Here is a 25,877-nt window from a genome sequence, read left to right as displayed (position 1 = left end):
GATCCGAGCTGCGAAACCCGACCACTGATGGGCAGTGGCAGGGAAACGATAGAGGTCGAACCATAGGCGCACAAGCCGGCGGATTCTGGCGCAGTCGTAGGCAACGGCGCAAGGATGTGTAGCCTCAGTGAGTGTCTGGAGGTGTCTTTTAAACATCTCCATTCACCTCTGGGGTTTACTTAAATTATGTAGGTACAAGGAACCTGCCAGTCACGCCAAAAGACACCCACTGAACCGGATTTTGGAGAAACAATATAGAAATCCCCTTGATATGGGGCGGGCTGTGAAGTCCAGTAATGATTTACGTCAGGATGATGTTGGCCCGCACCAACGCCGCCTTCTGGCCACCCATACCCGGCCATCAGATTTCCCCATTCGCCAAACAAGGTTCCAACTGCCCGGATATATTGCGAGGGATTGCTTGCTGTGGCGGCAGTCATTTGAGCAATGTTAGGTAATCTTCCACCGCCAGAGGCATTGGCGTAATTATGGTAGCGATTCGCCGGTACGGAAAAGAACAGAGGCAGTGATTGCATGGTAAATGCGGTGGTTGCTCCACTGCTGTCTCTGACCGTAAAAGTTGTTCGATTTCTATCCCTGATAGTGACAACACCCGTATTGGGATCAATCGAGTTAACGGCAGAGGACGAGGAGAAGGTGTAAGGCGGGCTCCCCTTGTTCACGTTGATCGTGAATCGCGCTCCGTTAAAACCTGTTTGAGGGAATCCGGAACTGACGGCGAATACGTAAGGATTGGAGTGCGGCGATGCGGTCAGCCCGGATATTTCCAGCGGTAAATTCGCTTTGATCGTGTATGACTTCTTTGGACACGCCGTTGCGTGCTGATAGTTGGGGACTCCGTCCAAATTCAACCCGAGAAAAATCGTGAGATCAGTACCAGACCTAAGTGTTTTCAACCACGCAATCGGTGCAGGTCTGCTCAGGCCCGGTAACGTATCGTGAGGTTCGCCTTTACGATCTTCAAAGGACGTTGCCGCACCATTCGCAGCGAAACCTTCATACCGCAGCCAGACATTTTGCCCCGCCACCTGATGCGGCCATTCACTGACGCGTAACAGATCACTGGGTTGTAGTTGAGTCACATCCAATTCGTTCCCCGTTGCGCGGTCGATGGCTGGAGTCGGCAGGCTCGGGTGGCCATCCGGTATTTTGCCGACAGTGGCGATCAACACTGGTGACGGTGGTAGCGGTTTTCCATCACGAAACAGCAGATAACTGAGCTTGACCGTTTTGCCCATATTTGCCGCGATGAACGCCTTGTCCAGCGGGAAATTGGCGCGGCTGTTGGTATTCAGTGGTAGGGGAGTGAATGTTGGTGACCCCGCGCCGGGGGCACCTTCGACGATGAGCTGGACGGTGTCGCTCTTGAGATAGCCGAGCACCTCCACCTGACCGTTGGCGCCTGGCAGGTTGGCAGGGTCAAGCGGGTCGAGTTCACCATTGGTGGACTTCTGTAGGCGGGGAGCTTCCAGGTCCGGTTGCCCTTCGCCGATAACCCACGCCGTGGCCACTCTGGAGGTGCCGGCCGGCGTGCCATTTTTGAGCAACTGATAAGTCACAGCCACCGTGCTGCCGGCAACCACTTTGTCGTTGGCCACTGGCAGCACGCAAGGTTTCTTTTGCCCGAACTCATCGGTTTCGACATTGCCGGCTACTGTCACCACCACATCTGGCTGTCCGGTGATTTTTGCGGTGTAGGTCGCACTGATGGTGTCGCCTGGAGCGAAGCGTGGGTCGCTGGTCAATACGATCAGCAGTAGCGGATTATTGCCCAGTTTTTCCAGGTCGATAATGCCCGGATCGTCTGTCGGATCGTTCTGGATTTCGCGCAGGATGGGCGCTGGCAAGCGCGTGCCGGCCAGGTCCTCGTCCACGGTTTGCGACGCCGACCAGACTGCGTCAGTGTCCGGCGTATTGCCGAGCTGATCAGTGACGGTGTAGGAAAAGTCGAGCTTGCCGCTCGGTCGTACGGCGCTATCCAGGTAGGCTCGGGTGACGGTAAAACACACGGTGATCGGGTTCGGCGAACCCGGATTCGGCGGCTGGGGCGCCTCATTCTGGTCGACCTTGTAGGTCATGATTTCGCCGTTGCATTTCAACGTGATCGTGTCGTAGGCCCGGCAATACGGGTAAGACACACACACCTGCGCACTGACAAAATCGGCGCCGACGCCGTTCTTGATCGCGTCGGGCAACAACAAGGCCAGCTCGGAATGCCCGTCGACCTCGGGTTTGATGTCTTTCAGGCCGGGGCGGATCTTGTTGTACAGCAGGGTCAACGGGTCGGAGGTGCCCCTGTTATCACTGCCTCGGGTGATCTCGTAAAAAAGCACATTGACCCGGTCCGGGTGCAGGCGGCCCTTGGGAATGCGCAGCGTCGTTTTGGCGTCCGGATCGACAATGATTTCACTGTCCAGGGACGTGGTTTCTCCCTGCAGTCTAAGCGTGATCACGTCGCCGCGATCCGCAGTCCCCGCCAAGGGCGGATCCACCTCGGCCGTCGCGCCCAGGCCATCGTTGACCAGATCATAAATCACCAATGAGACGCCGATCTGTGCGCCGACAATCGGTTGGGTAGCCCCCAGCACTCGGGGTGGATCCAGCGCCAGGACGGTGTTATCGGACGACGTGGCAACAGGCGGATGGTTGAATTCAGTGGTCATGCAAACGCTCCTGCATCGGACGTGGCTGGCCTGGTTGCGGCGCAACGGGTGGAGTGATCACACACGGATTGGCAGTGGGCCGGCTACTGTCAGATCTGACAGTAGCGATGAGTGGTCATGCGCTCCGAATAAATAAATGCGTCCCTTTTCTCGTCCATACGGCGACCATCATCAATGGCATGTTGAACGATCATTCGTTGAAGGTGGATACCGTGTGATCTGAAGTCTGAAACGACAAAACCCGCCATTCCAGGGTAAGGAAAGGCGGGTTTTTTGTTGTCTGTGAGATTGCTTTCGCGGGCAAGCCCGCTCCCACATCTGATCTTCAGTGAGCACAAAATAGGTGAACGACACAAATCCCCTGTCGGAGCGGGCTTGCCCCGGGCGGCGTTCCGACGAAGAGGCCCGACCAACCACCACAAAATTCAGCAATCAACCCCTCGCCACAGATTCTTGCCTCGCCTTAGATCCGTGTTAGCCCTGCGGGCCGTTCAGTTGCCCCGCGAAATCACTCAACATCACACTCGCTGAGGCCAACGTCTCACAGGCGTTGACCAGCAGGGTTTCGTTATCGGTGTCGGGCCCGACGAAGTAGATCGTACTGGGTTTGCGTGGCGTGTCTTTGGGAATGACCGGTTTGAGGTAGTAGTCGAGGGCGCGGTCGGCGGCGGTGTTGAGCTTTTTGGAATCAGTGGATTCGTAGGGGGAAACGTCGTCGGGGTCGGTTTCGGGCGGGTTGGGTGTGATTTTGAACATGGTGAAGCTCCTATACCTGATGGAGCCACCAGAACCTGTCGCTAAACAAGTAAGGGTGGCGGCTGTTCGCAGGTTAGCGAACCGAGAGGTATAAGACCCGGCAGACCCGAGGGTCTCCCGCGCACAGCCGCCATATCGAAACTGCAGATGTTCGCCMGCAGTAAGACTGAAGTGTTGCGCTTATTCCTGGTCGGGTCGCTAAACCCGATCGCTGATTGGCAGCGATGCGGAAACGATAAAGATCAGGGTCAAAGCGCACAAGCCGGCGGATTCTGGCGCAGTCGTAGGCAGCGGCGCAAGGATGTGTAGCCTGCGTGAGTATCTGGAGGTGTCTTTTAAACACCGATGTTTATTGCGTCCTGCTACATCGGCTCCGGCGGCCCAATCAACCGCCCCATCACCCCAAAAACCCCCAACTCCCGAATCACCTCCAACTCCCCCTGCGTCTCCACCATCTCTGCAATCAACGGCAAATCAATACTGTTGGTCGCCCGGAAAATCGCATCGATGAACAGCCGTTTGTCAGGCTGCACATCAATGCTGCGGATGTACGCGCCATCGATTTTCAGATAGGCCAGTCCCAGCTGCGTCAAGTTGCCAATCTGGCTGAAGCTGCCGCCGAAATGCTGCAAACCGATGCGGTAACCCGTGTTGAGCAGGCTGTGGCTCAGCCGGTGCAGTTCTTCCGGGGGCGGCAGTTGGCGTTCGTCGATTTCCAGGGTCAGCAGCGGTGCCAGGTCCGGCAGTGAGTCGAGCAAGTCGATGATTTCTCGCAGCTGCGCCGGGTCGCGCAGGGTGCTGCCGGACAGGCTCAACGCCAGCGGCCAGCGGTTGACGACCAGGTAGTCGAGGGTCGCTTCGAGCATCGCCAGGTCGAACCGTGCTGACCAGCCGAGACGCTCGATCCATGGCAGGAAATGCCCGGCGGCAATGGCTTCACCGCTCGGGTCGAGCAGGCGCGCGAGGACTTTGTGGTGCAGCACTTGGCTAGTGTCGGCGCATTGCACGACGGGTTGGAAATACAGCTGCAGTTTGCCGTGGGTCAGGGCGTCGTCGATCCAGCTGCGCCAGTCATGTTGGGAGTGGTTGATTGCGGTGTCGGTATCGGCCAGATGTACCCACGGCCGCTCGGGGTGTTGCCGGGCTTGCGTCAGCGCCTGATCGAGGCGCAGCAATACGTCGCTGGCCGGTTCGCCGGGGTGGTAGGCGACGATGCCCAGGTGCGCCACCGGCATGCAATCGCTGGCAGCGGTCAGGCGCAGGTTTTCCAGGGTCGCACTGATTTCCGAGGCCAGGCGTTCGGCGTCGGCGCCGTCCAGGCCCGGTGTCAGCAGGCTGAATTCACCGCCGCGATTACGCGCCGCCAGCCAGGTACGACGTTCCGGCGGTTGTGTCAGGCGCTTGAGCAGTTCGCCGACAGCACTGATCAGCGCATCAGTGCGTTGGCCACCCAGACGCTGGTTGAGGCCGATCAGGTCGTTGATCCGCAGCATCAGCAAATGGCCGGCGCTGCTCTGTTCGCTGACCAGCAGGTGATCGGCCAGTTGCTCATCCAGCAAGCGCCGGTTGGCCAAGCCGGTGAGGCTGTCTTGATAGGATTCGGCACGCAGTTTTTCGCTGCGCGTGGCTTCTTCGGCGAACAGCGTTTTGAGTTTTTCGACCATCTGGTTCATCGCCAGCACCACACGCCTCAATTCCGGTGTGCGCGGCAGTTTCGGCAGGCTCAAGAACTCGCGTTTGCTGATGGCTTCGGCCTGTTTGACCATCTTGTCGAGCGGACGCAATTGCCGGCGTAACAGCCAACCGCCGAACACGGCGCTGAGCAAGCCGCAGATCAGCAACCAAATCAGGCTGCCGAGGGTGCTGTCCCAGAGTTTGGCCAAAGCGAATTGCGGATTGCTCAACACTTCGACCCGCGCCACCTGGTCCCAGCCGCGCATGATCAGCGCGTCACCACCTTCCGGGCGCAGGTTGACGAGCCTGACGAACCAGCGTGGAACGCCTTCGATTTTCGCGGGAGCACTGCGCTCCACCAACACCTGTTCATCGACAATGCTGACGACGCGAATGCTGCGGAAATAGCCACTGTCGTAAATCGAACTGACCATCAGCTCGATCATGGCCGGGTCGTCGATTTGTGCGGTCAGCGACAAACCGAGCGCGGTGGCGGCGTCCTGGGCGTGGGAGCGCAATTGGCCGAGCATTTGTTCGCGGGAGCTTTCCAGGCTGACAAAAAAGCTGCCGCTGAAAGCCACCAGCAGGAACAGGCAAATGGCGAGAAACAACTGTTTGCGCAGTGACATAAAACGCTCCTTGCGGTGGCGACTAGCCTTCGCCCACGGCGAACCCTTCGGCTTGCATCTTTTTCAACACGTCTTGCCAGCGCGACAGTTTTTTACTGTCGCTGCTGCGTTTACCGCCATTGGCGCCGGGCAAGTACAGGCCTTCGGCGTTGAAGGCGTAAACCGGTAATAGGTCTTTGCGCTGGGACGCGGGGCGGATTTCGTTGATCAGGTTATCCAGCACCAACGGTTCGGCCGTGGGGCTGCTGTAGAAGGTCAGCACCATGTGCGCCTGGTTTTGGGCCAGGGCCTTGACGTAGGTGATGCGCAGTTTCTCGCTGGGAATCCCGAGATAGCGCAGGCTGAAATACTTCGCCAGCGCGTAGTCTTCACAGTCGCCGGCGCCCTTGATCAGCGATTCTTCTGGCGTGGCCCAGTAATCGGTCTGACGCCAGATGTGCGTGTCGTCCTGAAAACTCAGCTGCTGATTGAAAAAGCGATTGACCGCATTCAGTTGCTCGCGCTCGGGCTGCTTGAGTTCGCTTTTGAGCATTTGACTCCAGGCCTCGATTCTTCCCTGGGCGGGGCCGAGGGGGCCGTAGCGCTTTTCGGCGGTTTGCAGGATTTGCGCAAAGTCCCAGTCGGCCAGGACACTGCCCAGCCCCGTCAGCAGGAAGCCGGCCAGCAGCAACCATCCGCCGAGCCGAAGTCGGAGCGTTGACCATCCTGGACTACGCGGACGACGGGACATGTGGCAACTCGCGTGAAGATGCCTGAAGTCTAGGCGGTGTTTTCAGCGAGGACGGACAAATTACCGGATGGATACACGGACCTGTAGCAGCTGGCGAAGCCTGCGTTCGACTGCGTAGCAGTCGTAAACCCTGAATCCCGGATTCAACTGAACGACCGCATTGCCTGATTTCACGACTGCTGCGCAGCCGGACGCAGGCTTCGCCAGCTGCTACGGGGATCGGGGTATTCAGGATTTGTGCAGGGTTTTTTGCTTGAGGATATAGAACGTGACGAGCACGGCGCTGGTCAGCATGAACCCGCGCGCCCACGGCAGGGGCACCAGGTAGCAGGAGAACAGGATGCTCGCCCACATCACCCCGATGGCGTAGACCTTGCCCTTGAGCGGGATGCCGTTGCCGTCGAGGTAGTCGCGAATCCACGGGCCCAGCCGTGGATGCCCCACCAGCCACTGATAGAAACGCGGCGAACTGCGGGCAAAGCACGCAGCGGCCAGCAACAGGAAAGGCGTGGTGGGCAATACCGGTAGAAAAATCCCGATCACCCCTAGCGCTACGCTCAGCCAGCCGATGGCCAGCAGCACGTAGCGCAACATCAGGGGGCGGTTGCCTATGGGGTTGTCCATAGGCAAAACCTTAGTGGTGGCGTGGCTTGAGGATCGCCGGTTTTTCGTCTGGCGCCTGGCACAGCAGGTACAGCGCGGTCAGGGCTTCCGGGATCTGCACGATCATGTCGTCCATCAGGTTGGCGTCTTTGGCGATGTCTTCGAACTCAGGCTGTTCGTCGAACAGGCCCGAACCGACCATGATCGGCAGCAGCATTTCGCTGACTTCGTCTTCGGCGGTTTCGAACCAGGCTGCTTCGCGCAGGAACACACCTTCCATGAAACCGATGCACCAGCCGCGTAGGTCGGAATCGTCCGGCTCTTCGCCCAGGTCCAGGTCGCAGGGCAGCTCGAACTCTTCGTCGGACGCCAGTTGGCGGGCGATGTGAGCCTTGAGGGCCAGCAGGGTGGATTCGATGGCTTCACGCTCGGTGTCGTCGGCGTAGTGCGGCTCTTCGGCGAAGAGGGCATCGATCCATTCACGGTCAGGTACCGTTTCGGAACAGATTGACAGCGCGGTGAGGTAGCCGTGGGCGGCCACGTAGTCCAGCGCCTCGTCATGCAGTTCGTCGGCGTCGAGGAAGACTTGCAAACGGGTTAGTTGCTCAGCGAAGGACATTAAAGGGCTACCTTGGGGAATGTTCGATGCGGGAATTCTAGGCCTTCTTGAGCGCTCAGGCCAGCCGCACGGCATATTTGCCCTGTCGCAGGAATGAACAACACCGCATTCCCTGTGGGAGCGAGCCTGCTCGCGAATGCGGTGGGTCAGTCAACATTGCAGTTGAATGTGGCGCCGCCTTCGCGAGCAGGCTCGCTCCCACAGGTTCTGCGCTGTATTGGTTTTGATGTGTCTTATCAGCGGTGCCCTGTGCAAGGGAGGGCTCGGGTATACTCGCGCGTTTTGTGATGCCCTGCTGGCGTCGCGGCTGAAATGTGCAGCGTCATGCAATGCGCACTTACGATTTGTCGGTGCAGCTTGCGTGGTTCTGAACCAGCCTTGCAGGGATGTTTTTGTGATTTTTGGAGTTTTTATGCTCGAACAGGCTCAACGCGTCCTCAAGGACATCTTCGGCTACGACAGTTTTCGTGGCCGTCAGGGTGCAATCATTGAGCGCGTGGCCAGCGGCGGTGACGCCCTGGTGCTGATGCCTACCGGTGGTGGCAAATCCTTGTGCTTCCAGGTGCCGGCGCTGCTGCGTGAAGGCCTGGCGGTGGTGGTGTCGCCGCTGATCGCGCTGATGGACGACCAGGTCGCCACCCTCGAAGAGCTGGGCGTCGCCGCCGCTGCATTGAACTCCACGCTGAGCGCCGAACAACAGCGTGACCTGGCGGCCCGCATCAAACGCGGCGAAGTGAAAATGCTCTATCTGGCGCCCGAGCGTCTGGTCCAGCCGCGCATGCTGGCCTTCCTGCAAAGCCTTGAAATTGCTCTGTTCGCCATCGACGAAGCGCACTGCGTGTCCCAATGGGGTCACGATTTCCGTCGCGAATACCTGCAGCTGGGGCAATTGGCCGAGTTATTCCCTAACGTCCCGCGAATCGCCCTGACGGCTACAGCCGACAAGCGCACCCGCGAAGAAATCGTCGATCGCCTGCATCTACAGGACGCCGAACGCTTTCTGTCGAGCTTCGATCGCCCGAACATTTTTTATCGCATCGTGCCCAAGGAGCAGCCGCGCAAGCAATTGCTGGCGTTCCTGGCCGAGCGGCGCAGCGATGCCGGCATCGTTTACTGCCTGTCGCGCAAGAAAGTCGACGAAGTCGCTGTATTCCTCAGCGAACAAGGCTTCCCGGCGCTGCCGTATCACGCCGGTTTGCCCAACGAAACCCGAGCCCACCACCAGAAGCGTTTCCTCAACGAGGAAGGCCTGATCATGGTCGCCACCGTGGCCTTCGGCATGGGCATCGACAAGCCCAACGTGCGGTTTGTCGCGCACCTCGATTTACCGAAATCCCTGGAGGCTTACTACCAGGAAACCGGTCGCGGTGGTCGTGACGGTCTGCCGGCCGATGCCTGGATGGCCTACGGCCTGCAAGACGTGGTGATGCTCAAGCAAATGTTGCAGAACTCCGAAGGCGACGAGCGCCACAAGCGTCTGGAGCAGCACAAGCTCGATGCCATGCTCTCGCTCTGCGAAGAAACCCGTTGCCGTCGCCAAACGCTGCTGGCCTACTTCGACGAAGACATGCCCGAGCCGTGCGGCCATTGTGACAACTGTGTCGACGGCGTGCAGACCTGGGACGCCACCGAGCCGGCCCGTCAGGCGCTTTCGGCGATTTACCGCACAGGCCAGCGTTATGGCGTCGGGCATTTGGTGGATGTGCTACTGGGCAAGGACAACGAAAAGGTCCGCAGCTTTGGTCATCAACATCTGTCAGTGTTTGGTGTCGGCAAAGCGATGGGCGAGAGTGAATGGCGCTCGCTGTTCCGGCAATTGGTTGCCCGTGGACTGGCCGACATCGACCTCGAAGGCTACGGCGGTTTGCGCCTGAGCGACACTTGCCGGCCGCTGCTCAAGGGCGAAGTGACCCTGGAACTGCGCCGCGACCTCAAGCCGCAAACCACCGCCAAAAGCAGCAAGAGCCAGGCGAGCCAACTGGTGCGTGGCGAAGAGCGCGAGCAGTGGGAGGCGCTACGTGCCTTGCGGCGCAAACTGGCCGAAGAACATGGCGTGCCGCCGTATGTCATCTTCCCCGACTCGACACTGCTGGAAATGCTCCGCAGCCAGCCGACTTCGTTGTCGGAAATGGCCACCGTCAGCGGCGTCGGCGCCCGCAAGCTCGAGCGTTATGGCGAGGCCTTCCTCGAAGTGCTTGGCGGTCAGGTCGAGGCACCGAAAGTCGTGGCCGACGTGCGCCACGAACTGATCACCCTGGCCCGTGCTGGCATGACGCCGCTGCAAATCGCCGGTCAACTGCAATGTTCGGAAAAGAACGTCTACACCATGCTCGCCGAAGCGATTGGCAAGCAGCAGCTGTCGCTGGAGCAGGCGCTGGATTTGCCGGAAGAATTGATGGGCGAAGTCCAGGATGCGTTCCTCGACGGCGAAGGTGAGTTGCCAGCGGTTTCGGAGATTGCGGCGTTGTTTGCCGGCAGAGTGCCGGAAGGCGTTTTGTATTGTGTGCGTGCCGCCCTGCAATCCGAGTTTGAGGTTTAAGCCGTCTTGTAGGTTGATGTAACGATTCACTACAGACCGAGCCTTGCCTCAAGCCAGCGGTCATGCTTAGCTGACTAATAATTAGGTTTTACTTATTTCAGTCTAATCATGAGTGTTTTATGCCGTTAACCGATCAACACCGCTTTGGCATGCAACTGGCCCAGATGTCGCGTGGCTGGCGTGCCGAGCTGGACCGTCGTCTCGCTGGCCTGGGACTGTCCCAGGCGCGCTGGCTGGTGCTGCTGCACCTGGCCCGTTTTGAAGAAGCTCCCACCCAGCGTGAGCTGGCGCAAAGCGTTGGTGTCGAGGGGCCAACCCTGGCCCGTTTGCTCGACAGCCTGGAAACCCAGGGTCTGGTCCAGCGCCAAGCTGTGCTGGAAGACCGCCGGGCAAAAAAAATTGTCCTCTGCACGCCGGCCCGTCCCCTGATCGAACAAATTGAAACCATTGCCACGCAACTGCGCCGCGAGCTCTTCGCAGGCGTCGATGAAGCGGATCTACAGGTCTGTATGCGGGTTCACGGGCACATTCTGGCCAACCTGGAAAAATCTTGAGGCATAACCACTCGCCGGACTTTTGAGATACCCCGTTGGGCAGACTATAAAGAACTACCTGGCAATATCGTGTTCGTAACGGATGTGCGAACACGCACAGGTTGGTTCTGTATTTAAGGGATGCTCATGTTCGAGAGTTGGCGATTGGTTTTGCAGTGCGGTGCCAGGTTGCTTTTGCTCGGTGGCGCTATCACCTACTCGGCATTGGCGCCTGCGTTGGGATTGGGCGACATCACACTGCACTCTGCGCTGAATCAGCCGCTGCGTGCCGACATCGCCCTGGTGGATGTCGGTGGCCTGGAGGAGGGCGAGTTGTCCGTCAGCCTGGCGACAGCGGATGAATTCAGCCGCGCCGGCGTCGAGCGGGTGTTGTTCCTCAATAATCTGAAGTTCACACCCATCCTGCGCGGCAACCGAAGTGTGATTCGGGTGACCTCCAGCAAAATGGTCAAGGAACCTTATCTGGATTTCGTGGTACAGCTCAATCAGCCCAACGGGCGTTTGCTACGCGAATACACGGTACTGATTGATCCACCGGATGCGGGGGCGGTAGATCCCGTCGCTGATGAGCCAGTCGCCGAGCCTCCGTCTTCTGGATTTCCTGCCGTCCAGCCGGCCAATGCGTCATCAACCCCCATCAAGGAACCCGCCTCAACGCCAGTCGTGGTTCAACCTGCCACCGCCCCTGTGAGCGATCCCGTTGTTGCCGAACAATTGGCTGCCAGCGTGCTGCAAAACCAGCAACTGCAAAAAACCGTCGATGAATTGAATTCGAAGCTTACGGCTCAAGACGAGCAGATCGCCGGTCAGAAAAAGCAGATGACCGAACTGCAAACCCGATTGGCTGAGCTCAAGCCAGCGGCCACCGAGACCGCTGCGCCCGTCGCTGTCGTTGTCGAGGAGCCGCAAGCCAGCAACGGGTGGTTGATCATCGGGCTGCTGGCGCTGCTGGCTTTGGCACTGTTGGGGTTAATCCTTCGTCGTCATCGACGCCAGCAGGCTCTTGCATTGCCCGAGGCTTCTCCCGATTTACCATCACCGCCGGAGCCGATGCTCGAAGCAACCTTTGCAGCACAGGAAAACAGCCGGCGAGACGCCGGGTTTGACCCGCAAAAACTTCAGGATATCCGCGCCAGCTCCCCGAAACTGAACAGTGCGGCACCTTTGGTTGTCGTGCCAGTGAACGCAATGTCTAACGACGAGTTCCAGTTGAACCTGGATGATGTGTCGATGGATTCAAGTTGGGATTTGGTCAGCCCTTTCGACAGTTCGCCGCCACTGGTTGACGGCTTCCTCGACGAATTCAGCAATGCCGGCCAATCATTGGAACTTGAACCGCTTAGCTTGAAACCGAAGGAGTCATCATGACCGCGCACAAACCGGAAATCGTCATCACCTACTGCACGCAATGCCAATGGCTGTTGCGTGCCGCCTGGTTGGCCCAGGAACTGCTCAGCACCTTCGGTGACGACTTGGGCAAAGTGTCGCTGGTGCCCGGCACGGGTGGGGTGTTCCATATTTTTTGTGACGACGTGCAGCTCTGGGAGCGTAAGGCCGATGGCGGTTTCCCGGAAGCCAAGGTGCTCAAGCAGCGGGTCCGCGATCAGATCGATCCGGACCGCGACCTGGGCCACAACGATCGCACTCAGTGAGACGCCGCTTCAGCCGCCACGGTCTTTTTACTTGAACCACCCGACAGCCTGCTGGAGACCACGATCGCGACGATGATCAGCGCGCCGCCGATCAGCATCCGCAGCGTCGGGTTTTCATCGAACAACAACCAGGCCACGGTGATTCCGTAAACCGGTTCCAGGGCGAACACGACTGCAGCGGTGCGTGCCTTGATCACCGCCAGACTGGCGACGAAAAGACTGTGTGCGACGCCGGTGCAGAACACGCCGAGCAGACCGATCCACAGCCAGTCGATGCCGCGCACTTCGCTCAATTGGGGAGCCGCCACGGGCAGCAGGCACAACGCGACCACCACGTTTTGACACAGCGCGGCCTGCACCGGCGGGATTCGTCCGGAGCTGGCCCGGTTGGTCAGCGACAGCAGGGCAAACAATAACCCGGAGCCGACGGCCCAGAGCAGGCCCGTGGTTGCGCCGCTCGCCAGATCGAAGTCAGGTGTGACCAGCACCAGCCCGACGCTCACCAACACGACCAGCAGGATTTCATTGGCGCGAATCCGCTCGCGGAAGATCAGCCCTTCGAGGATCACGGTAAACGCCGGGAAGCTGGCAAAGCCCAGGGTCGCAATCGCCACTCCCGCCACCTTCACCGCAATAAAGAAACTCACCCAGTGCCCGGCCAGCAGCAAACCGCCGAGCAACAGACGGCGCCAGTCCACGGTTTCAAGCGTGCGCCAACGGGTGTTACTGGCGAAGCGTGCAAAAACCGCCAATGCCAGGACCGCAAATGCGGCACGGCCGAAGACGATGACAGCGGGGGACGCGGCGGCGAGTTTGCCAAACACACCGGTCAGGCCAAACATCAATGCACCGATATGCAGGGCGCCAAGGGCGGTACGGGGAGTCATTGCAATCCTTGATAAACGAGTAAACCAAACCGACAGAATTCGCGGACCTGTAGCAGCTGGCGAAGCCCTGTGGGAGCGAGCCTGCTCGCGATGACGGACTGTCAGTCGACATTTACGTAACCTGAAAGGCCGCTATCGCCGGCAAGCCGGTCTCGCTCCCACAGGGCTTCGCCAGCTGCTACATTTAATCGCGCGATGCTCGGCTGTGTCTGTCGTCAGACTCGCATCATTTGTCGCCAGCCTCGCGCCGCAGTTTGCCTGGGGAGGCGCGAAACTCGCGCAGCACGGCAGCGGCGAAGGCACTCTGAGAGCTGTAACCGACCCGACTGGCAATCTCGCCGATGGGCAACGGCGTTTCCCGCAGCAATCCCACCGCGATATGCAGTCGCCGACTGCGGATGTAATCCATCGGTGTCTGCCCGCACTCTGCGACAAATCGTGCGTGCAACCGGGCGCTGGACAACCCGGCCACGCGGGCCAGATCCGCCACTTGCAGTGGGTAGGCCGCGTATTGGTCGATGTGCGCATTCAAAGCCGCATACGGCAGGCGTCGCCCCCCGACGCTGGCCGGTTTCGCATTGTTGAGGCTGGCCAATAACAGCACTGCACCCTGTTGCTCGATCAACGGATCGTTAACCTGACTGCCCGCCAGCCAACTGACCAATTGGCTTTGCCCGGCATCCAGTGACAAACGCCCGGCGTTGTCGAGCAGGCGGCGACTGGCCTCGGCATGCTCGCCAAGCGACTGTGAAACCCATTGATCGCTCGGCACATCGAGCACCAGGCAACGGCTGCCATTGCTGCTGCCGCAGGCATGATGGAAACCGGACGGCACCACCACAAAGCTCTGCTGCACCACCTGACTGCCACGCCCGTCGACTTCGAAATCCAGCGCCCCCGACAAACCGAACACCAGTTGGGCGTGGTCGTGGCTGTGGACGATCAGGTCGTCGGTGTACTGGCGTAGTGTGAGGATCGGTCTCATCACCGCTCTCCTGGGCAAGATGGGGCCAGTCTACACCGGCCCATGGTTGTCACAGGAATGACTCAACACTGTCATGGTCAATTAACCCGACCGGCGCACGCTTGGAAAAACCATCGCAGAGGGTTGCCCATGACCAGCGCCGAGCTCGCCAAACCCAGTCGTAAGCAACGTGTGCGGACTTTGTGGATTTCTGATGTGCACTTGGGTACTCGGGACTGCCAGGCCGAGCACCTGTCGCAGTTTCTCAAGGGCTACCACGCGGACAAGATTTACCTGGTCGGCGACATCATCGATGGCTGGAAGCTGCGCGGTGGCATGTACTGGCCTCAGGCGCACACCAACGTGATCCGTCGTTTGCTGACCATGAGCAAGCGCGGCACTGAAGTCATCTACGTGACCGGCAATCACGACGAATTCCTGCGGCGTTATTCCAGGCTGATTCTGGGCAACATCCAATTGGTGGACGAGGCCGTGCACGTAACCGCCGATGGCCGTCATCTGCTGGTGATCCACGGCGATCAGTTCGATGTCATCACCCGGTATCACCGCTGGCTGGCCTTTCTGGGGGACTCGGCCTACGAATTCACCCTGACCCTCAACCGCTGGCTCAACCACTGGCGTGCGCGTTATGGCTACGGCTATTGGTCGTTGTCGGCGTACCTCAAGCACAAGGTAAAAACCGCGGTCAGTTTCATCAGCGATTTCGAGGAAGCCATCGCTCATGAATGTGTGAAACGCGAGTTGCATGGCGTGGTGTGCGGGCACATTCACCATGCCGAGATTCGCAAGGTCGGCGAGGTGGATTACCTCAATTGCGGGGATTGGGTGGAGTCGTGTACGGCGCTGATCGAGCATTGGGACGGGACGATCGAGTTGTATCGCCTGGCGGATGCGCAGGCGCGGGAGGCGGAGTTGAGGGCGATTAAGGTTGTCGAGCCGGCTTGAAATTGCGGTGACTGGGCTGGCCCCTTCGCGAGCAGGCTCACTCCTACAATTAGATCTCCAGTGAACACACATTTTGTGACTACCCGAGATCAACTGTAGGAGTGAGCCTGCTCGCGATGGACCGCGCAGCGGTCCCCTGAGGTCTATCAGGTGGGCGAATGCTCTTCCATCGCCGCCTTGTATATCGAGTTTTTGGGCTGCGCAAACAACCGTTCCAGCATCGGTTCAAAGAAGCTCAGTGGCAGGTTTTCATACGCCGGGTCAAACGCCGCCGCATCGTACTTGGCACAAAACTCGATAGTCGCCTGATACTGCGGATGCTCGCTGAACTGCTCGCGCAGATGCCGATCCATGCCCAAATAATGGAAGAAGTAATAGCCCTGGAAAATCCCGTGTTTTTCCACCATCCAAAGATTTTCAGCGCTGACAAATGGCTTGAGAATCGCCGCCGCAATGTCTGGATGGTTGTAGGAACCCAGCGTATCGCCGATGTCATGCAGTAGCGCGCAGACCACATATTCCTCGTCACGGCCATCGCGCCAGGCACGACTGGCGGTTTGCAGGGAGTGGGTGAGACGGTCGACCGGGAAGCCACCAAAATCGCCCTCCAGCAACTTCAGGTGCGCCACAATTCGTGCCGGCAATTGTTTCGCGTAGGCACTGAAGTCTGCGGCGATGATCGCCCAGTCTTCCTGTGTCCCATCCTTCATGTGGGTGAAACGGGCGTTGGCATTCATCGGCTATTCTCTTCTTGTTCACGGTGCTTAAAACGGCACGCGGCCCAGAATCATGTCGCGGTACATGACAAAGTCGCCGAGCAGGCTATAAAGAGGATGTTGGAAGGTGGCAGGTCGATTCTTCTCAAAGAAGAAATGCCCGACCCAGGCGAAGCTGTAACCCGCCAGCGGAAGGGCCCATAACATCAGCCATGCGCCTTTGCCGATGCTCAGGGTCAGAATGAAAATGACCAGCGTGGTGCCGATAAAGTGCAGTCGTCGGCAAGTGCTGTCGCTGTGTTCGCTGAGGTAATACGGGTAGAACTCAGCGAAGCTGTTGAAACGTTTGATGTTTTCCACGACTGCGATCTCTGTGGTTATTGTTCTGATTGCAAGTTGTGCTGCGGGTAGCTTATTTGAGTCTAGAGTGATCAATGGCGTCAGCCAGTGACAATGGGCGCCACTTTAGTATCCTTCGAAAACCAGCCGCGTCAGACGGCTCACTGAACAGTAAGTAAACGCCATGAGCGAACGAACGACTTCTTCAAGCTGGGCGATGGGAATTGTCAAAGCACTGGAGATGGACGGCCTGGATTGCCGGGTTCTGTTCCAGCAGCTAGGGCTCGACTACGCATCACTGGATGATCCGGATGCGCGTTTCCCGCAAGACTCCATGACGCGACTGTGGCAGCGCGCGGTTGAGCTGTCCGGCAACCCGGCAATAGGCCTGAACATGGGCAAGGTGGTGCGACCGGCCTCCTTCCATGTCGCGGGTTATGCGTTGATGTCCAGCCAGACGCTGGCCGAAGGCTTTCAGCGACTGGTGCGCTATCAGCGGATCATTGCCGAAAGTGCCGACCTGAGTTTCCGCCTGCTGGACGAGGGCTATGCGCTGATTCTGACGGTTCACGGCGATCACCTGCCGCCGACCCGGCAAAGCGCTGAAGCTTCAATGGCCTGTGCGCTGGCGTTGTGCGGCTGGTTGACCGGGCGTACCTTGCAACCGCGCAAGGTGTTGGTGCAGGGCGATGAGCCCGCTGACCTCGAACCCTATAAACAAGCTTTTCATGCGCCGTTGGTGTTCAACGCACCTTACGACGCATTGATCTTCGAACGTGCCGACATGGAAGCGCCACTGCCCACTGCCAACGAGGCGATGGCGCTGTTGCATGACCGGTTTGCCGGCGAGTACCTGGCGCGGTTCTCCGAAACCCGCGTAACGCACAAGGCGCGTCAGGTGTTGTGCCGTCTGCTGCCACAGGGCGAACCTAAACGCGAAACGGTGGCGCAGACGCTGCACCTGTCGCAACGCACTTTGCAGCGACGCTTGCAGGAAGAGGGCACTAGTTTTCAGACGTTGCTCGATGACACGCGACGCGAATTGGCCGAGCAATATCTCGCCCAGCCCACCATGACCCTGCTGGAAATTGCCTACCTGCTGGGGTTCGCCGACCCAAGCAATTTCTTCCGCGCGTTCCGCCGCTGGTTCGACGCCACCCCCGGCGAATACCGGGCGCACATGACCGGAGTGACGGCGCAGGTCAGTGTCGCCAGAAAGCAGGAATGCACAGAACAAACACCGTAATGATCTCCAGTCGGCCGAGCAGCATGCCGAACGACAGAATCCACTTGGCGGCGTCCGGCAACGACGAAAAGTTACCTGACGGCCCGATGGTCGCACCCAACCCCGGCCCGACGCCGGACACGGTGCTGGCCGCACCGGTCAGGGCGGTCATCCAGTCCACGCCGAGCAGCGACAGCAGCAGCGCGATGACGCAGATGGTGATGGCGAAGAAGAACGAAAAGGTCAGGATCGAACGCACGATTTCTTCGTCGAGACGGTGACCGTTGTACTTCTGCTTGATCACCGCTCGCGGGTGAATCAATTGGTTAAGGTTGGCCTTGAGCAGGATGTAGGCGACCTGAAAGCGGAAAATCTTGATCCCGCCAGCTGTCGAGCCGGAGCAACCGCCGACAAAGCCCAGGTAAAAGAACAGCATCAGCGAGAAATTGCCCCACAGGCTGTAGTCCCCCAACGCGAAACCGGTGGTCGTGACCACCGATGTCACGTTAAACGCCACATGCCGCAAGGCTTCGAGCCAATGCAGTTGGGTGGTCCACCAGTACCAGGTGCCGAGCACCAGCCAGGTCACCAGCAACATGCCGAGCAACCCCTGAACCTGCTGATCCTTGATCAATGCCCGTCGATTGCCGCGCAAGGTTGCTACGTACAGGGTGAAGGGCAGGCTGCCGAGAATCATGATGACAATCGCCACCCAGTGCACCGCCGGTTGCGTCCATTTGGCCAGCGACTGGTCCGAAGTGGAAAAGCCGCCAGTGGAGATCGCTGACATCGCGTGGTTGATCGCATCAAACAGGCTCATCCCGGCCCACCAGAGCGCCAGGCTACCGACAATGGTGATGCCGACGTAGGCCGCCACGATCAGACGCGCCACCATGTGCGAACGGGGCATGACTTTTTCAGAGCGGTCCGACGACTCGGTCTGAAACAGGCGCATGCCACCAATACGCAGCAGCGGCAGAATCGCTACCGCCATGCCGATAAAGCCGATACCGCCGAGCCAGTGCAACAGCGAACGCCATATCAAAATGCCGGGGGACATGGTGTCCAGGCCGCTGAGTACCGTCGAACCGGTGGCGGTAATACCGGACATGCTTTCAAAGATCGAGTCAGTGAAACTGACGTGCTGAGCCAGCAAAAACGGCAGCGCGGCGAAGATGCACACCACCAGCCAACTGCTGACAGTCAACAGGTACATGTCTCGTGGGCGCAGGTGTATATGTTCGGGACGACCAGGGATGATCAGCGCCAGGCCTGCGACAAAGGTAATCATGCTCGACCACAGGAACGATGGTAGCTCGTGGGTGCGGTCGAAAATCACCAGGGTCGCCATGGGCACGATCATGGCGATCGCCAGCGTGATCAGGAAGATGCCGATGATAAAACCGATAATCCGTAAGGTCGGCAACGCCATGAAGTCCGCTCGGGCTATTGTGGGAGGGGCGCCATTCTACCTGTGGGGCAGGGCATGTAAACCGACGCCGCTTGCGCACTTGCAGATAGAATAGCCAAACATTTTTTCAGGAGGTGGCCGATGCAGGCTCTCGACGCTTTGCTCAACCGTGTTTCCGTTCCACGACTCATCGATCCGGCACCGACTGCAGCGCAGCGCGAAGTCCTGTTTTGCGCGGCCATGCGCGCCCCGGACCACGGCCATTTGCAGCCTTGGCGCTTTCTGACGGTCGAGGGCGTGGCGCGCGAGCAAATGGGCGAGTTGCTGGCCGAAGCGGCGAGGCTGCAAGACAGCGAGGTGTCGGAAGCGGCGCTGGACAAGGCGCGCAACGGCCCACTGCGTGCGCCATTGGTGGTGGTAGTGATTGCGCGGGTGCAGGATCACGTCAAATACCCGAAATCCGAACAACGGCTGGCAGCGGGCTGCGCGGCTCATGGAATTTTGCTGGCGGCGTATGCGCAAGGGATTGGCGCGGTGTGGCGCACCGGTGACTTGGCGTATTCGGCGCATGTGGCCAAAGGGCTGGGTTTGGCTGAAGGGGAAGAGGTGATTGCGTTCCTTTACCTCGGCACGCCGCAGAAAGAACCGCGCGTCGCCGAGAAAGCCGACCTCGCCGAATTCGTCAGCGCCTGGCCCGCTAAATCCTGAAGATCAAAAGAATCGCAGCCTCGTTTCACTCGACAGCTSCTACAGAGATATGTGTACATCTGTAGGAGCTGTCGAGTGAAACGAGGCTGCGATCTTTAAGCATCACCATTGCATTTATGGCTGGACGACGGCCCCCGGCACCAGCGGCAATTCCAGGCTGGCCACAAACCCGCCCTGCGGATGATTGGCCAGCACCAGACTCCCGCCATGTCGTTCCGCTGCGCGGCGCGCAATCGCCAGGCCCAAACCGTGCCCGGCCGCCGTTTGCCCAGGTGCTCGATAAAAGGGCTCACCCAACTGGTGCAAATGCTCAGCATCTACGCCCGGCCCATGGTCACGCACGCTGACCACAATACGCTCACCCTGACGCACGGCCTGCATTTCGATCGACTGCCCGACCGGGTTAAAGCGCTGAGCGTTGCGCAGCAGATTGTCGACGGCACGCTCGATCATCGTCGGCCAGCCTTTGAGGTTCAATTGCGGCTCTGCCTCAAGGCGCACGTTTTGCTCCGGCGAACCCAGTTGCGCCTCCTTTTGCAGCGTGTTGAGCAACGCATTCAGGTCGACCTCTTCGGCGCTGGCGTTATCGGCATCGACCCGCGCCAGCACCAGGATCTCACTGATCAACGCTTCCAGCCGGTCGCATTCGCGGGTCAGGCGCGGCCAGAGTTTTTCACGTTCTTCAGGGTTGGCTCGTTCCGCTAATGCCAGAGCGATGCGCAGGCGGGCGAGCGGGGAGCGTAGTTCATGCGACACATCGCGAAGCAATTGCCGCTGACTGCCGATCAGGCTTTGCAGGCGCGAGCCCATGCGATTGAAGTCGTTGGCCAGCACGCCGAATTCATCGCGTCGGTTGGCCAGTTTCACCAGGCTGTTTTGCTGATAAGTGGTTTGTCCCAGGTCATGCACTGCGCCACGCAAACGGCTGAGCGGGCGGGTGATCGACAGTGTGACGAACAGGCTGAACAAGGTCAGCACCACCAAGGCAATGCCCAGCGCACTCAATGGCCACAGCAGGCTTTCGCGGTGCCATGAATCCAGTTCAGGGTGCGGGATGCGGTAGATCAGAAGGTAGGTGTCGCCGGTTTTTTCGCTGGTGTACTCCGCCGTCAAACGACGCCATGGCAGACGCCGGTCATCGTTGTTCTGCCGAGCTTCAAACGCCGCCGCGCGACGAGGGAAGGTGCCTCGCACCACCGGGTCGCCGCTCTCGTTCAACACCTGAACGTCAATGTGATATTGACGTTTGCGCTGTTCCAGAATGTCCTGAGCGGCTTCTTCACCCTGGGATTCGTAGGTTTGTGTCCACTGTTCGGCCAGTGTATTGAGGCCCGGATGGCGGCTGAGAATCCACGCGTCCTGATTGAGCATGTGCCCCAGCAGCATGGACAGCCCTGCCACGAGAGCGATGGCCAGCCAGAAGCTGGCCAAAATACGCCAGAACAATGAACGCACAGAAAGTCCTCACACAAACACAAATCCCTGTGGGAGCGAGCCTGCTCGCGATAGCGTGAGCACATTCAGCATCAACGTGACTGAAAGACCGCTATCGCGAGCAGGCTCGCTCCCACATTAGATTGGGTGGTATCAGACCCAACGGGGTTGAGCCGTCGGGTCCGGGTTAGCGCATTATTGCGCTTTTTGCGGTTGTTGCGCTTTCCAGGCCTTGAACTCAGCCCATTCGGCGCGACGCTCAGCCTGTTTTTTCTGGATCTCGTCGAATTGCTTCTGTTGGTCCGGTTTCAGCAGGGCACGCACCTCGGCCTCGGCTTTTTTGTGGTTGGCCGCCATTTCGTCTTTCATGGCTTTCTGGTCGGCTGGCGAGAGTTTCTCCAGGTACTTGTCGACCAGTTGCTTACGCTCGTGCATCTGTTCGCCCATGATCTTGCGGATCTGTTCGCGCTGTTCGCGGCTCAGGTCCAGCTGGCTGTACGGGCCTTTACCGTGCATGCCGTGCATCTGACCGCCGTGGTACGAGCCGTCCATCGGGCCGCTGCCTTCAGGCATGGCCATGGCAACGGTCGGCAGGGTGGCGGCGAACATCAGAGCGATAAGAGTCTTGCGCATGGTGAATCTCCTTGTCTCGTTCCCGGTACGTTCCGGATGAGTACAGATTACGCAGGTCAAGGTCAGCGGCGGTCAGCGAAGCGTAAAGCTTGGGTAAAGACGATTTCGTACCAACCTGACACTTCCACCACCTTTTGAATACGCACGCCCCCTGTAGCAGCTGTCGAGCCTCAGCGAGGCTGCGTCCGGCGGCGCAGCCGTCGTAAACACGGATAACGCGGTTTTCCTGAAAATCCGCAGCGTCTGATTTCACGACTGCTTCGCAGCCGAACGCAGCCTCGCTGGGGCTCGACAGCTGCTACAGGGAGTTGCGTTCAGGGCGTCGCGTTCTGCTTAGAGGCTGTAGTAGTAGCCACGGCTACGCAGGGCAACGATGCGCGGGCGGCCGTCGGGGTGCGGGCCGATCTTTTTGCGCAGGTTGCTGACGTGCATGTCCAGGCTGCGGTCGTACAGGGTCAGTTTGCGGCCGAGGGCGATCTGCGCCAGTTCCTGTTTGTCCAGAGGCTCGCCGGGTTGCTTGAGCAGGGCTTCAAGCAAACGGCTTTCGGAGACTGTGAGGGTGAACTCCTGTTCATTGATGCTGACCACGCCGCGCACCGGGCTGAAACACAAGTCGCCCAGTTCCATCTGGCTGGACACCGCCGCCGGATGGCTGCGGCGCAACACAGCGCGCAAACGGGCTGTCAGTTCCCGTGGGTCGCAGGGTTTGGCCAGGTAATCATCGGCGCCAAGTTCCAGGCCGAGGATGCGGTCCAGTGGCTCGCCGCGCGCCGACAGCATCAGCACCGGCAAGTCCGGGTGATCGCTGCGCAATTGCTTGAGCAGTTCCAGGCCGCTGCCGTCCGGCAGCATCACATCCAGCACCACGGCGGCCGGGGAGGTTTCGGCCAGCGCGCGGCGGGCACTCTGGCCATCGTGGCAAGCCCGGACCTGAAAGCCTTCCTGGCTCAACCAACTGCTCAGGAGCTCGCACAGCTCCTGGTCATCATCAATTAGTAACAGCTCGCTCATGAATCACTCAATTTAGCCATTGCCGACGTTTTCTGGTGGCGCCACTGGCGAAGATACCGCACAGCAGGGCCGATAGCGCAACTCCTGCTCCAATGACAAACCACTGCTGCTGATCGGTCAGTAGGCGCGGCAGTGGGCTGCTGGCCTGCGTTTCCTTGAGTTGCAGCTTGAGGCGCTGGTTCTCTTGGCGCAACCGGCCCAGTTGAGCGCCTTCGCGTTCGCTATCGGTATTTTGCAATTGTTTGTTCAGTTCTTCTCGTTGCTGTTCGCTTACCTTCAAGCGCTGCTGCAACTCGGCAATCTGGCTGCCGGCGCTCAGCGACAGTGGCGTCGAATTACCGCCCTCGGCGCTTTCTTCACCGTGAGCCGGGGCCACCATCGACAACGTCACCAACAACAGACACAACGKACCCTTGCGCATCGCGACTCCTGATTCCAATCGAGTGATTGGGCAGGTTGTCGGCAGGCAAACGAGAATAATGAGCGATTGAGAGCGCGATGAACCGACAAGGTTCACCGCGCGGGGGCATTTGTGGGGGGAAAGTTACGGCAGGACTTGCTTGAACGGCTTGACTGAAACGTTGGCGTAGACGCCTGCGGCGATATACGGATCAGCGTCGGCCCAGGCTTGTGCGGCGCTCAGGGAATCGAATTCGGCGACGATCAGGCTGCCGGTGAAACCCGCAGCACCCGGATCATTGCTGTCGACTGCCGGGTGTGGACCGGCCAAAACGATGCGGCCTTCGCCCTTGAGCACTTGCAGGCGCTCAAGGTGGGCAGGGCGCGCGGCCAGTCGGGCTTCCAGGGAGTTGGCGACGTCTGTGGCAATGATTGCGTAAAGCATGTCAGTCCTCGGTTTTTGGCGTGGTGATATCGGCGTCGTGCAGGTGGCGGGACAGGTAAATGCCCTGGCCAACCAGGAACAGCAGTGTCATGCCCAGGCTGCCGAAGACTTTGAAGTCGACCCAGTATTCTTGGTAGGTGAACGCGACGAACAGGTTGGCGGCACCGCAAAACAGGAAGAACGCGATCCAGGCGATGTTCAGGCGCGTCCAGACCGGCTCCGGCAGGGTCAGCGCGTGGCCCATGATGCGTTTGATCAACAGACTGTCACCGACGAAATGGCTGCCAATGAATGCCAGCGCAAACAACCAGTTCACCACCGGCGCTTTCCACTTCAGGAAGGTTTCGCTGTGGAACGCCAGGGTCAGGCTACCGAAGACCAGACAGGCGATGAGGGTCAGCCACTGGCTTTTCTCAAGCTTGCGCTGCTTGATGAACAGCGTGCCGTAAACCACCAGGGAGCTGATGATCAGCATCGCGGTGGCGCTGTAAATTCCGCCTACAGTCAACTCATGACCGCCGATGTCGACGACCCTTGGGTCAAGTTTGAAAACGATGAAAAACAGCAGAAGCGGGATGAAATCGATGAATTGTTTCACAGTGGCAGCCAGAAGCAGGATGTGGCGGCATAATAACAAACATATGGGCGCGCGATAGCGCCAGCTGATTTGAGGTAACAAAGTCCTGTGAATGTTGATTTGCACTGCCATAGCACGGCCTCCGATGGCGCCCTGGCGCCTGCGGTACTGGTTGCGCGTGCGTTCGAGAAAGGCGTGCGAGTCCTGGCCTTGACCGATCACGACACTCTTGAGGGCCTCGACGAGGCCCGCACAGCCGCGACCGCGCTGGGGATGCAATTGGTCAATGGCGTCGAATTGTCCTGCACCTGGGGCGGCGCGACCATTCATGTATTGGGTTACGGGTTTGATGTATCGGCGCCGCCGTTGGTCGAGGCGATTGCCAAACTGCACGATGGCCGTTGGCTACGATCCGAAGAAATAAGTCGCAAGCTGGCATTGAAGGGCATGCCGGGAGCGCTGGACGGCGCCCGGGCCATACAGCAGGAACTGGGCGACAGCGGCAACGCACCGGCCCGCCCGCACTTTGCCGACTGGATGGTGCGTGAAGGGTATGTAAAGGACCGCGCCGAAGCGTTCCGCAAATGGCTGGGCGCCGGCAAGCTGGGCGACGTCAAGCAACACTGGCCGACCCTGGAGGAGACCGTCGAAACCCTGCGCGCCGCAAAGGCCTGGGTCAGCCTGGCGCATCCCTGGCACTACGATTTCACTCGCAGCAAGCGTCGTCGGCTGATTTCTGACTATATTCAAGCCGGGGGCCACGCGATTGAAGTGGTCAATGGCCATCAGCCCGCCGAACAAGTGGGCAGCCTGGCGATTCTTGCTCGTGAGTTCGGTCTGCTGGTCAGTGCCGGCAGTGATTTTCATGGACCTGGAGGCTGGTCCGAGATCGGCGAATACCGCCCGCTCCCGGAGGATCTGCCACCACTGTGGTGTCGATTCAAACATGACCCAATTATTGCCGCCGTCTGAACAGGTAGAGAATGTGAGTCAATTTTTCCAGATTCATCCGGAAAACCCACAAGCGCGCCTGATCAAACAGGCTGTCGAGATCATTCGAAAAGGCGGGGTGGTGGTTTACCCCACAGACTCGTCCTATGCCATTGGTTGCCAGATCGGCGACAAGAATGCCGTGGAACGCGTGCGCCGTTTGCGCGGGCTGGATGACAAACACAACTTTACGCTGATTTGCAGTGACCTGTCGCAACTGGGGTTGTTTGCCAAAATCGATACCGGCACGTTCCGCTTGCTCAAGGCGCACTTGCCGGGGCCGTACACGTTTATTCTCAACGCCACCCGCGAAGTCCCGCGCCTGTTGCTGCACCCGAAAAAGCGCACCATCGGCCTGCGAGTGCCTAGCCATCCGATTGCCCTGGCGCTGCTGGAAGAACTGGGTGAGCCGCTGATGAGCGTGACCCTGATCATGCCCGGCGACACCGACCCGCTGACGGACCCGCACGAAATGCGTCAATTGCTTGAGCATCAGGTCGACCTGATCATTGACGGCGGTTACGGCGGGATCAAGGCGTCCACTGTGATCAGTCTCGCCGACGGTGAGCCGGAAGTGATCCGTGTCGGTTGCGGCGACCCTGCGCCGTTCATGGCCGAGGCGTAGATGTCTGCAGTAGAACCCGTTGTCGACAGTCAAGCCGGAGCCCAGCAAGAGCTGCCCTTCGCGATGGTGTATGGCCAGGCGGTTTTGGAAATGCCGCTGGACCTGTA

Annotated in this window: 25 protein-coding genes and 1 pseudogene; 9 read left to right on the top strand and 17 right to left on the bottom strand. The window is 59.3% G+C overall.

Features of this window, described 5'->3' with window-relative positions; all coding sequences use genetic code 11:
• Positions 1 to 179: 179 nt before the first annotated feature.
• The 6 genes and pseudogenes from AC1DWM_RS12620 to AC1DWM_RS12595 all read right to left on the bottom strand — a co-directional run bounded on the left by AC1DWM_RS12620 (position 180) and on the right by AC1DWM_RS12595 (position 7,695).
• A complete protein-coding gene (locus tag AC1DWM_RS12620) occupies positions 180 to 2,684 on the bottom strand; it encodes a hypothetical protein (protein ID WP_223519502.1) in 2,505 nt (834 codons plus the stop codon).
• Positions 2,685 to 3,164: 480 nt separating this feature from the next.
• Positions 3,165 to 3,440: pseudogene (locus AC1DWM_RS12615) on the bottom strand (DUF6124 family protein); the annotation flags it as partial.
• 362 nt (positions 3,441 to 3,802) lie between these two features.
• Positions 3,803 to 5,743: a cyclic di-GMP receptor LapD gene (gene lapD, locus AC1DWM_RS12610; RefSeq protein ID WP_477795303.1), complete on the bottom strand. Its 1,941-nt coding sequence runs from the start codon at positions 5,741 to 5,743 to the stop codon at positions 3,803 to 3,805.
• A 22-nt stretch (positions 5,744 to 5,765) separates the two neighbouring features.
• The gene (gene lapG, locus AC1DWM_RS12605; protein WP_477795302.1) at positions 5,766 to 6,473 is read right to left on the bottom strand and encodes a cysteine protease LapG; all 708 of its coding nucleotides are present in this window, start codon (positions 6,471 to 6,473) and stop codon (positions 5,766 to 5,768) included.
• 228 nt (positions 6,474 to 6,701) lie between these two features.
• Positions 6,702 to 7,097: a YbaN family protein gene (locus AC1DWM_RS12600; RefSeq protein WP_223519510.1), complete on the bottom strand. Its 396-nt coding sequence runs from the start codon at positions 7,095 to 7,097 to the stop codon at positions 6,702 to 6,704.
• Between the two features lie 10 nt (positions 7,098 to 7,107).
• Entirely contained in the window at positions 7,108 to 7,695 is a 588-nt protein-coding gene (locus tag AC1DWM_RS12595; RefSeq protein ID WP_008156162.1) for a UPF0149 family protein, read from the bottom strand.
• 412 nt (positions 7,696 to 8,107) lie between these two features.
• Here AC1DWM_RS12595 and recQ point away from each other — a divergent pair, with 412 nt between their 5' ends.
• From recQ to AC1DWM_RS12575, 4 genes are all read left to right on the top strand, one after another.
• A complete protein-coding gene (recQ, locus tag AC1DWM_RS12590; protein WP_223519512.1) occupies positions 8,108 to 10,234 on the top strand; it encodes a DNA helicase RecQ in 2,127 nt (708 codons plus the stop codon).
• A gap of 119 nt (positions 10,235 to 10,353) precedes the next feature.
• The gene (locus AC1DWM_RS12585) at positions 10,354 to 10,788 is read left to right on the top strand and encodes a MarR family transcriptional regulator (RefSeq protein WP_223519514.1); all 435 of its coding nucleotides are present in this window, start codon (positions 10,354 to 10,356) and stop codon (positions 10,786 to 10,788) included.
• A 126-nt stretch (positions 10,789 to 10,914) separates the two neighbouring features.
• Positions 10,915 to 12,156 (top strand): type IV pilus assembly protein FimV, encoded by a 1,242-nt coding sequence (locus AC1DWM_RS12580; RefSeq protein ID WP_477795301.1) that lies wholly within the window; start codon positions 10,915 to 10,917, stop codon positions 12,154 to 12,156.
• Complete coding sequence (locus tag AC1DWM_RS12575) at positions 12,153 to 12,440, top strand: Rdx family protein (protein WP_140666852.1); 288 nt, start codon at positions 12,153 to 12,155, stop codon at positions 12,438 to 12,440. The genes AC1DWM_RS12580 and AC1DWM_RS12575 overlap by 4 nt, the downstream gene beginning before the upstream one ends.
• On the opposite strand, the gene AC1DWM_RS12570 is transcribed toward AC1DWM_RS12575, so the two are convergent.
• Both AC1DWM_RS12570 and AC1DWM_RS12565 read right to left on the bottom strand, forming a co-directional pair.
• Complete coding sequence (locus AC1DWM_RS12570) at positions 12,434 to 13,327, bottom strand: DMT family transporter (protein ID WP_223519518.1); 894 nt, start codon at positions 13,325 to 13,327, stop codon at positions 12,434 to 12,436. The two genes, AC1DWM_RS12575 and AC1DWM_RS12570, sit on opposite strands and share 7 nt — an antisense overlap.
• Before the next feature lie 226 nt (positions 13,328 to 13,553).
• On the bottom strand, positions 13,554 to 14,312 hold the full coding sequence (locus tag AC1DWM_RS12565) for a helix-turn-helix transcriptional regulator (RefSeq protein ID WP_477795300.1): 759 nt from the start codon (positions 14,310 to 14,312) through the stop codon (positions 13,554 to 13,556).
• Between the two features lie 129 nt (positions 14,313 to 14,441).
• Here AC1DWM_RS12565 and AC1DWM_RS12560 point away from each other — a divergent pair, with 129 nt between their 5' ends.
• On the top strand, positions 14,442 to 15,257 hold the full coding sequence (locus AC1DWM_RS12560; RefSeq protein WP_223519521.1) for a UDP-2,3-diacylglucosamine diphosphatase: 816 nt from the start codon (positions 14,442 to 14,444) through the stop codon (positions 15,255 to 15,257).
• Between the two features lie 146 nt (positions 15,258 to 15,403).
• On the opposite strand, the gene AC1DWM_RS12555 is transcribed toward AC1DWM_RS12560, so the two are convergent.
• Complete coding sequence (locus AC1DWM_RS12555; protein WP_477795299.1) at positions 15,404 to 15,994, bottom strand: HD domain-containing protein; 591 nt, start codon at positions 15,992 to 15,994, stop codon at positions 15,404 to 15,406.
• A 27-nt stretch (positions 15,995 to 16,021) separates the two neighbouring features.
• On the bottom strand, positions 16,022 to 16,333 hold the full coding sequence (locus AC1DWM_RS12550; RefSeq protein WP_452627708.1) for an Mpo1-like protein: 312 nt from the start codon (positions 16,331 to 16,333) through the stop codon (positions 16,022 to 16,024).
• 163 nt (positions 16,334 to 16,496) lie between these two features.
• On the opposite strand from AC1DWM_RS12550, the gene AC1DWM_RS12545 reads away from it, so the two are divergent.
• Positions 16,497 to 17,558: an AraC family transcriptional regulator gene (locus tag AC1DWM_RS12545; protein WP_477795298.1), complete on the top strand. Its 1,062-nt coding sequence runs from the start codon at positions 16,497 to 16,499 to the stop codon at positions 17,556 to 17,558.
• Here AC1DWM_RS12545 and AC1DWM_RS12540 read toward each other — a convergent pair.
• On the bottom strand, positions 17,515 to 18,969 hold the full coding sequence (locus AC1DWM_RS12540) for a TrkH family potassium uptake protein (protein WP_223519529.1): 1,455 nt from the start codon (positions 18,967 to 18,969) through the stop codon (positions 17,515 to 17,517). The two genes, AC1DWM_RS12545 and AC1DWM_RS12540, sit on opposite strands and share 44 nt — an antisense overlap.
• Before the next feature lie 120 nt (positions 18,970 to 19,089).
• On the opposite strand from AC1DWM_RS12540, the gene AC1DWM_RS12535 reads away from it, so the two are divergent.
• On the top strand, positions 19,090 to 19,656 hold the full coding sequence (locus AC1DWM_RS12535; RefSeq protein WP_477795297.1) for a nitroreductase family protein: 567 nt from the start codon (positions 19,090 to 19,092) through the stop codon (positions 19,654 to 19,656).
• A 114-nt stretch (positions 19,657 to 19,770) separates the two neighbouring features.
• On the opposite strand, the gene AC1DWM_RS12530 is transcribed toward AC1DWM_RS12535, so the two are convergent.
• The 6 genes from AC1DWM_RS12530 to AC1DWM_RS12505 all read right to left on the bottom strand — a co-directional run bounded on the left by AC1DWM_RS12530 (position 19,771) and on the right by AC1DWM_RS12505 (position 24,176).
• A complete protein-coding gene (locus AC1DWM_RS12530; RefSeq protein WP_223519532.1) occupies positions 19,771 to 21,111 on the bottom strand; it encodes a sensor histidine kinase in 1,341 nt (446 codons plus the stop codon).
• 174 nt (positions 21,112 to 21,285) lie between these two features.
• Positions 21,286 to 21,723 carry a Spy/CpxP family protein refolding chaperone gene (locus AC1DWM_RS12525; protein ID WP_477795296.1) on the bottom strand — a complete coding sequence of 146 codons (438 nt, stop codon included), beginning with the start codon at positions 21,721 to 21,723 and terminating at the stop codon, positions 21,286 to 21,288.
• Between the two features lie 333 nt (positions 21,724 to 22,056).
• A complete protein-coding gene (locus AC1DWM_RS12520; RefSeq protein WP_223519536.1) occupies positions 22,057 to 22,734 on the bottom strand; it encodes a response regulator transcription factor in 678 nt (225 codons plus the stop codon).
• 7 nt (positions 22,735 to 22,741) lie between these two features.
• Positions 22,742 to 23,155 (bottom strand): SH3 domain-containing protein, encoded by a 414-nt coding sequence (locus AC1DWM_RS12515; protein ID WP_477795295.1) that lies wholly within the window; start codon positions 23,153 to 23,155, stop codon positions 22,742 to 22,744.
• Between the two features lie 123 nt (positions 23,156 to 23,278).
• The gene (locus tag AC1DWM_RS12510) at positions 23,279 to 23,578 is read right to left on the bottom strand and encodes a YciI family protein (RefSeq protein ID WP_008156126.1); all 300 of its coding nucleotides are present in this window, start codon (positions 23,576 to 23,578) and stop codon (positions 23,279 to 23,281) included.
• A gap of 1 nt (position 23,579) precedes the next feature.
• Positions 23,580 to 24,176, bottom strand: a complete 597-nt coding sequence (locus AC1DWM_RS12505) for a septation protein A (protein ID WP_223519540.1) — start codon at positions 24,174 to 24,176, stop codon at positions 23,580 to 23,582.
• Positions 24,177 to 24,263: 87 nt separating this feature from the next.
• Here AC1DWM_RS12505 and AC1DWM_RS12500 point away from each other — a divergent pair, with 87 nt between their 5' ends.
• The gene (locus tag AC1DWM_RS12500) at positions 24,264 to 25,127 is read left to right on the top strand and encodes a PHP domain-containing protein (RefSeq protein ID WP_223519542.1); all 864 of its coding nucleotides are present in this window, start codon (positions 24,264 to 24,266) and stop codon (positions 25,125 to 25,127) included.
• A gap of 13 nt (positions 25,128 to 25,140) precedes the next feature.
• Positions 25,141 to 25,770, top strand: a complete 630-nt coding sequence (locus AC1DWM_RS12495; RefSeq protein ID WP_223519548.1) for an L-threonylcarbamoyladenylate synthase — start codon at positions 25,141 to 25,143, stop codon at positions 25,768 to 25,770.
• The last annotated feature ends 107 nt before the right edge of the window (positions 25,771 to 25,877 follow it).

Source organism: Pseudomonas sp. P4_C8 (genome assembly GCF_056401975.1).
Note: the sequence above shows the minus strand (reverse complement) of the source record. Positions and strands in the feature narration are given on the sequence as shown.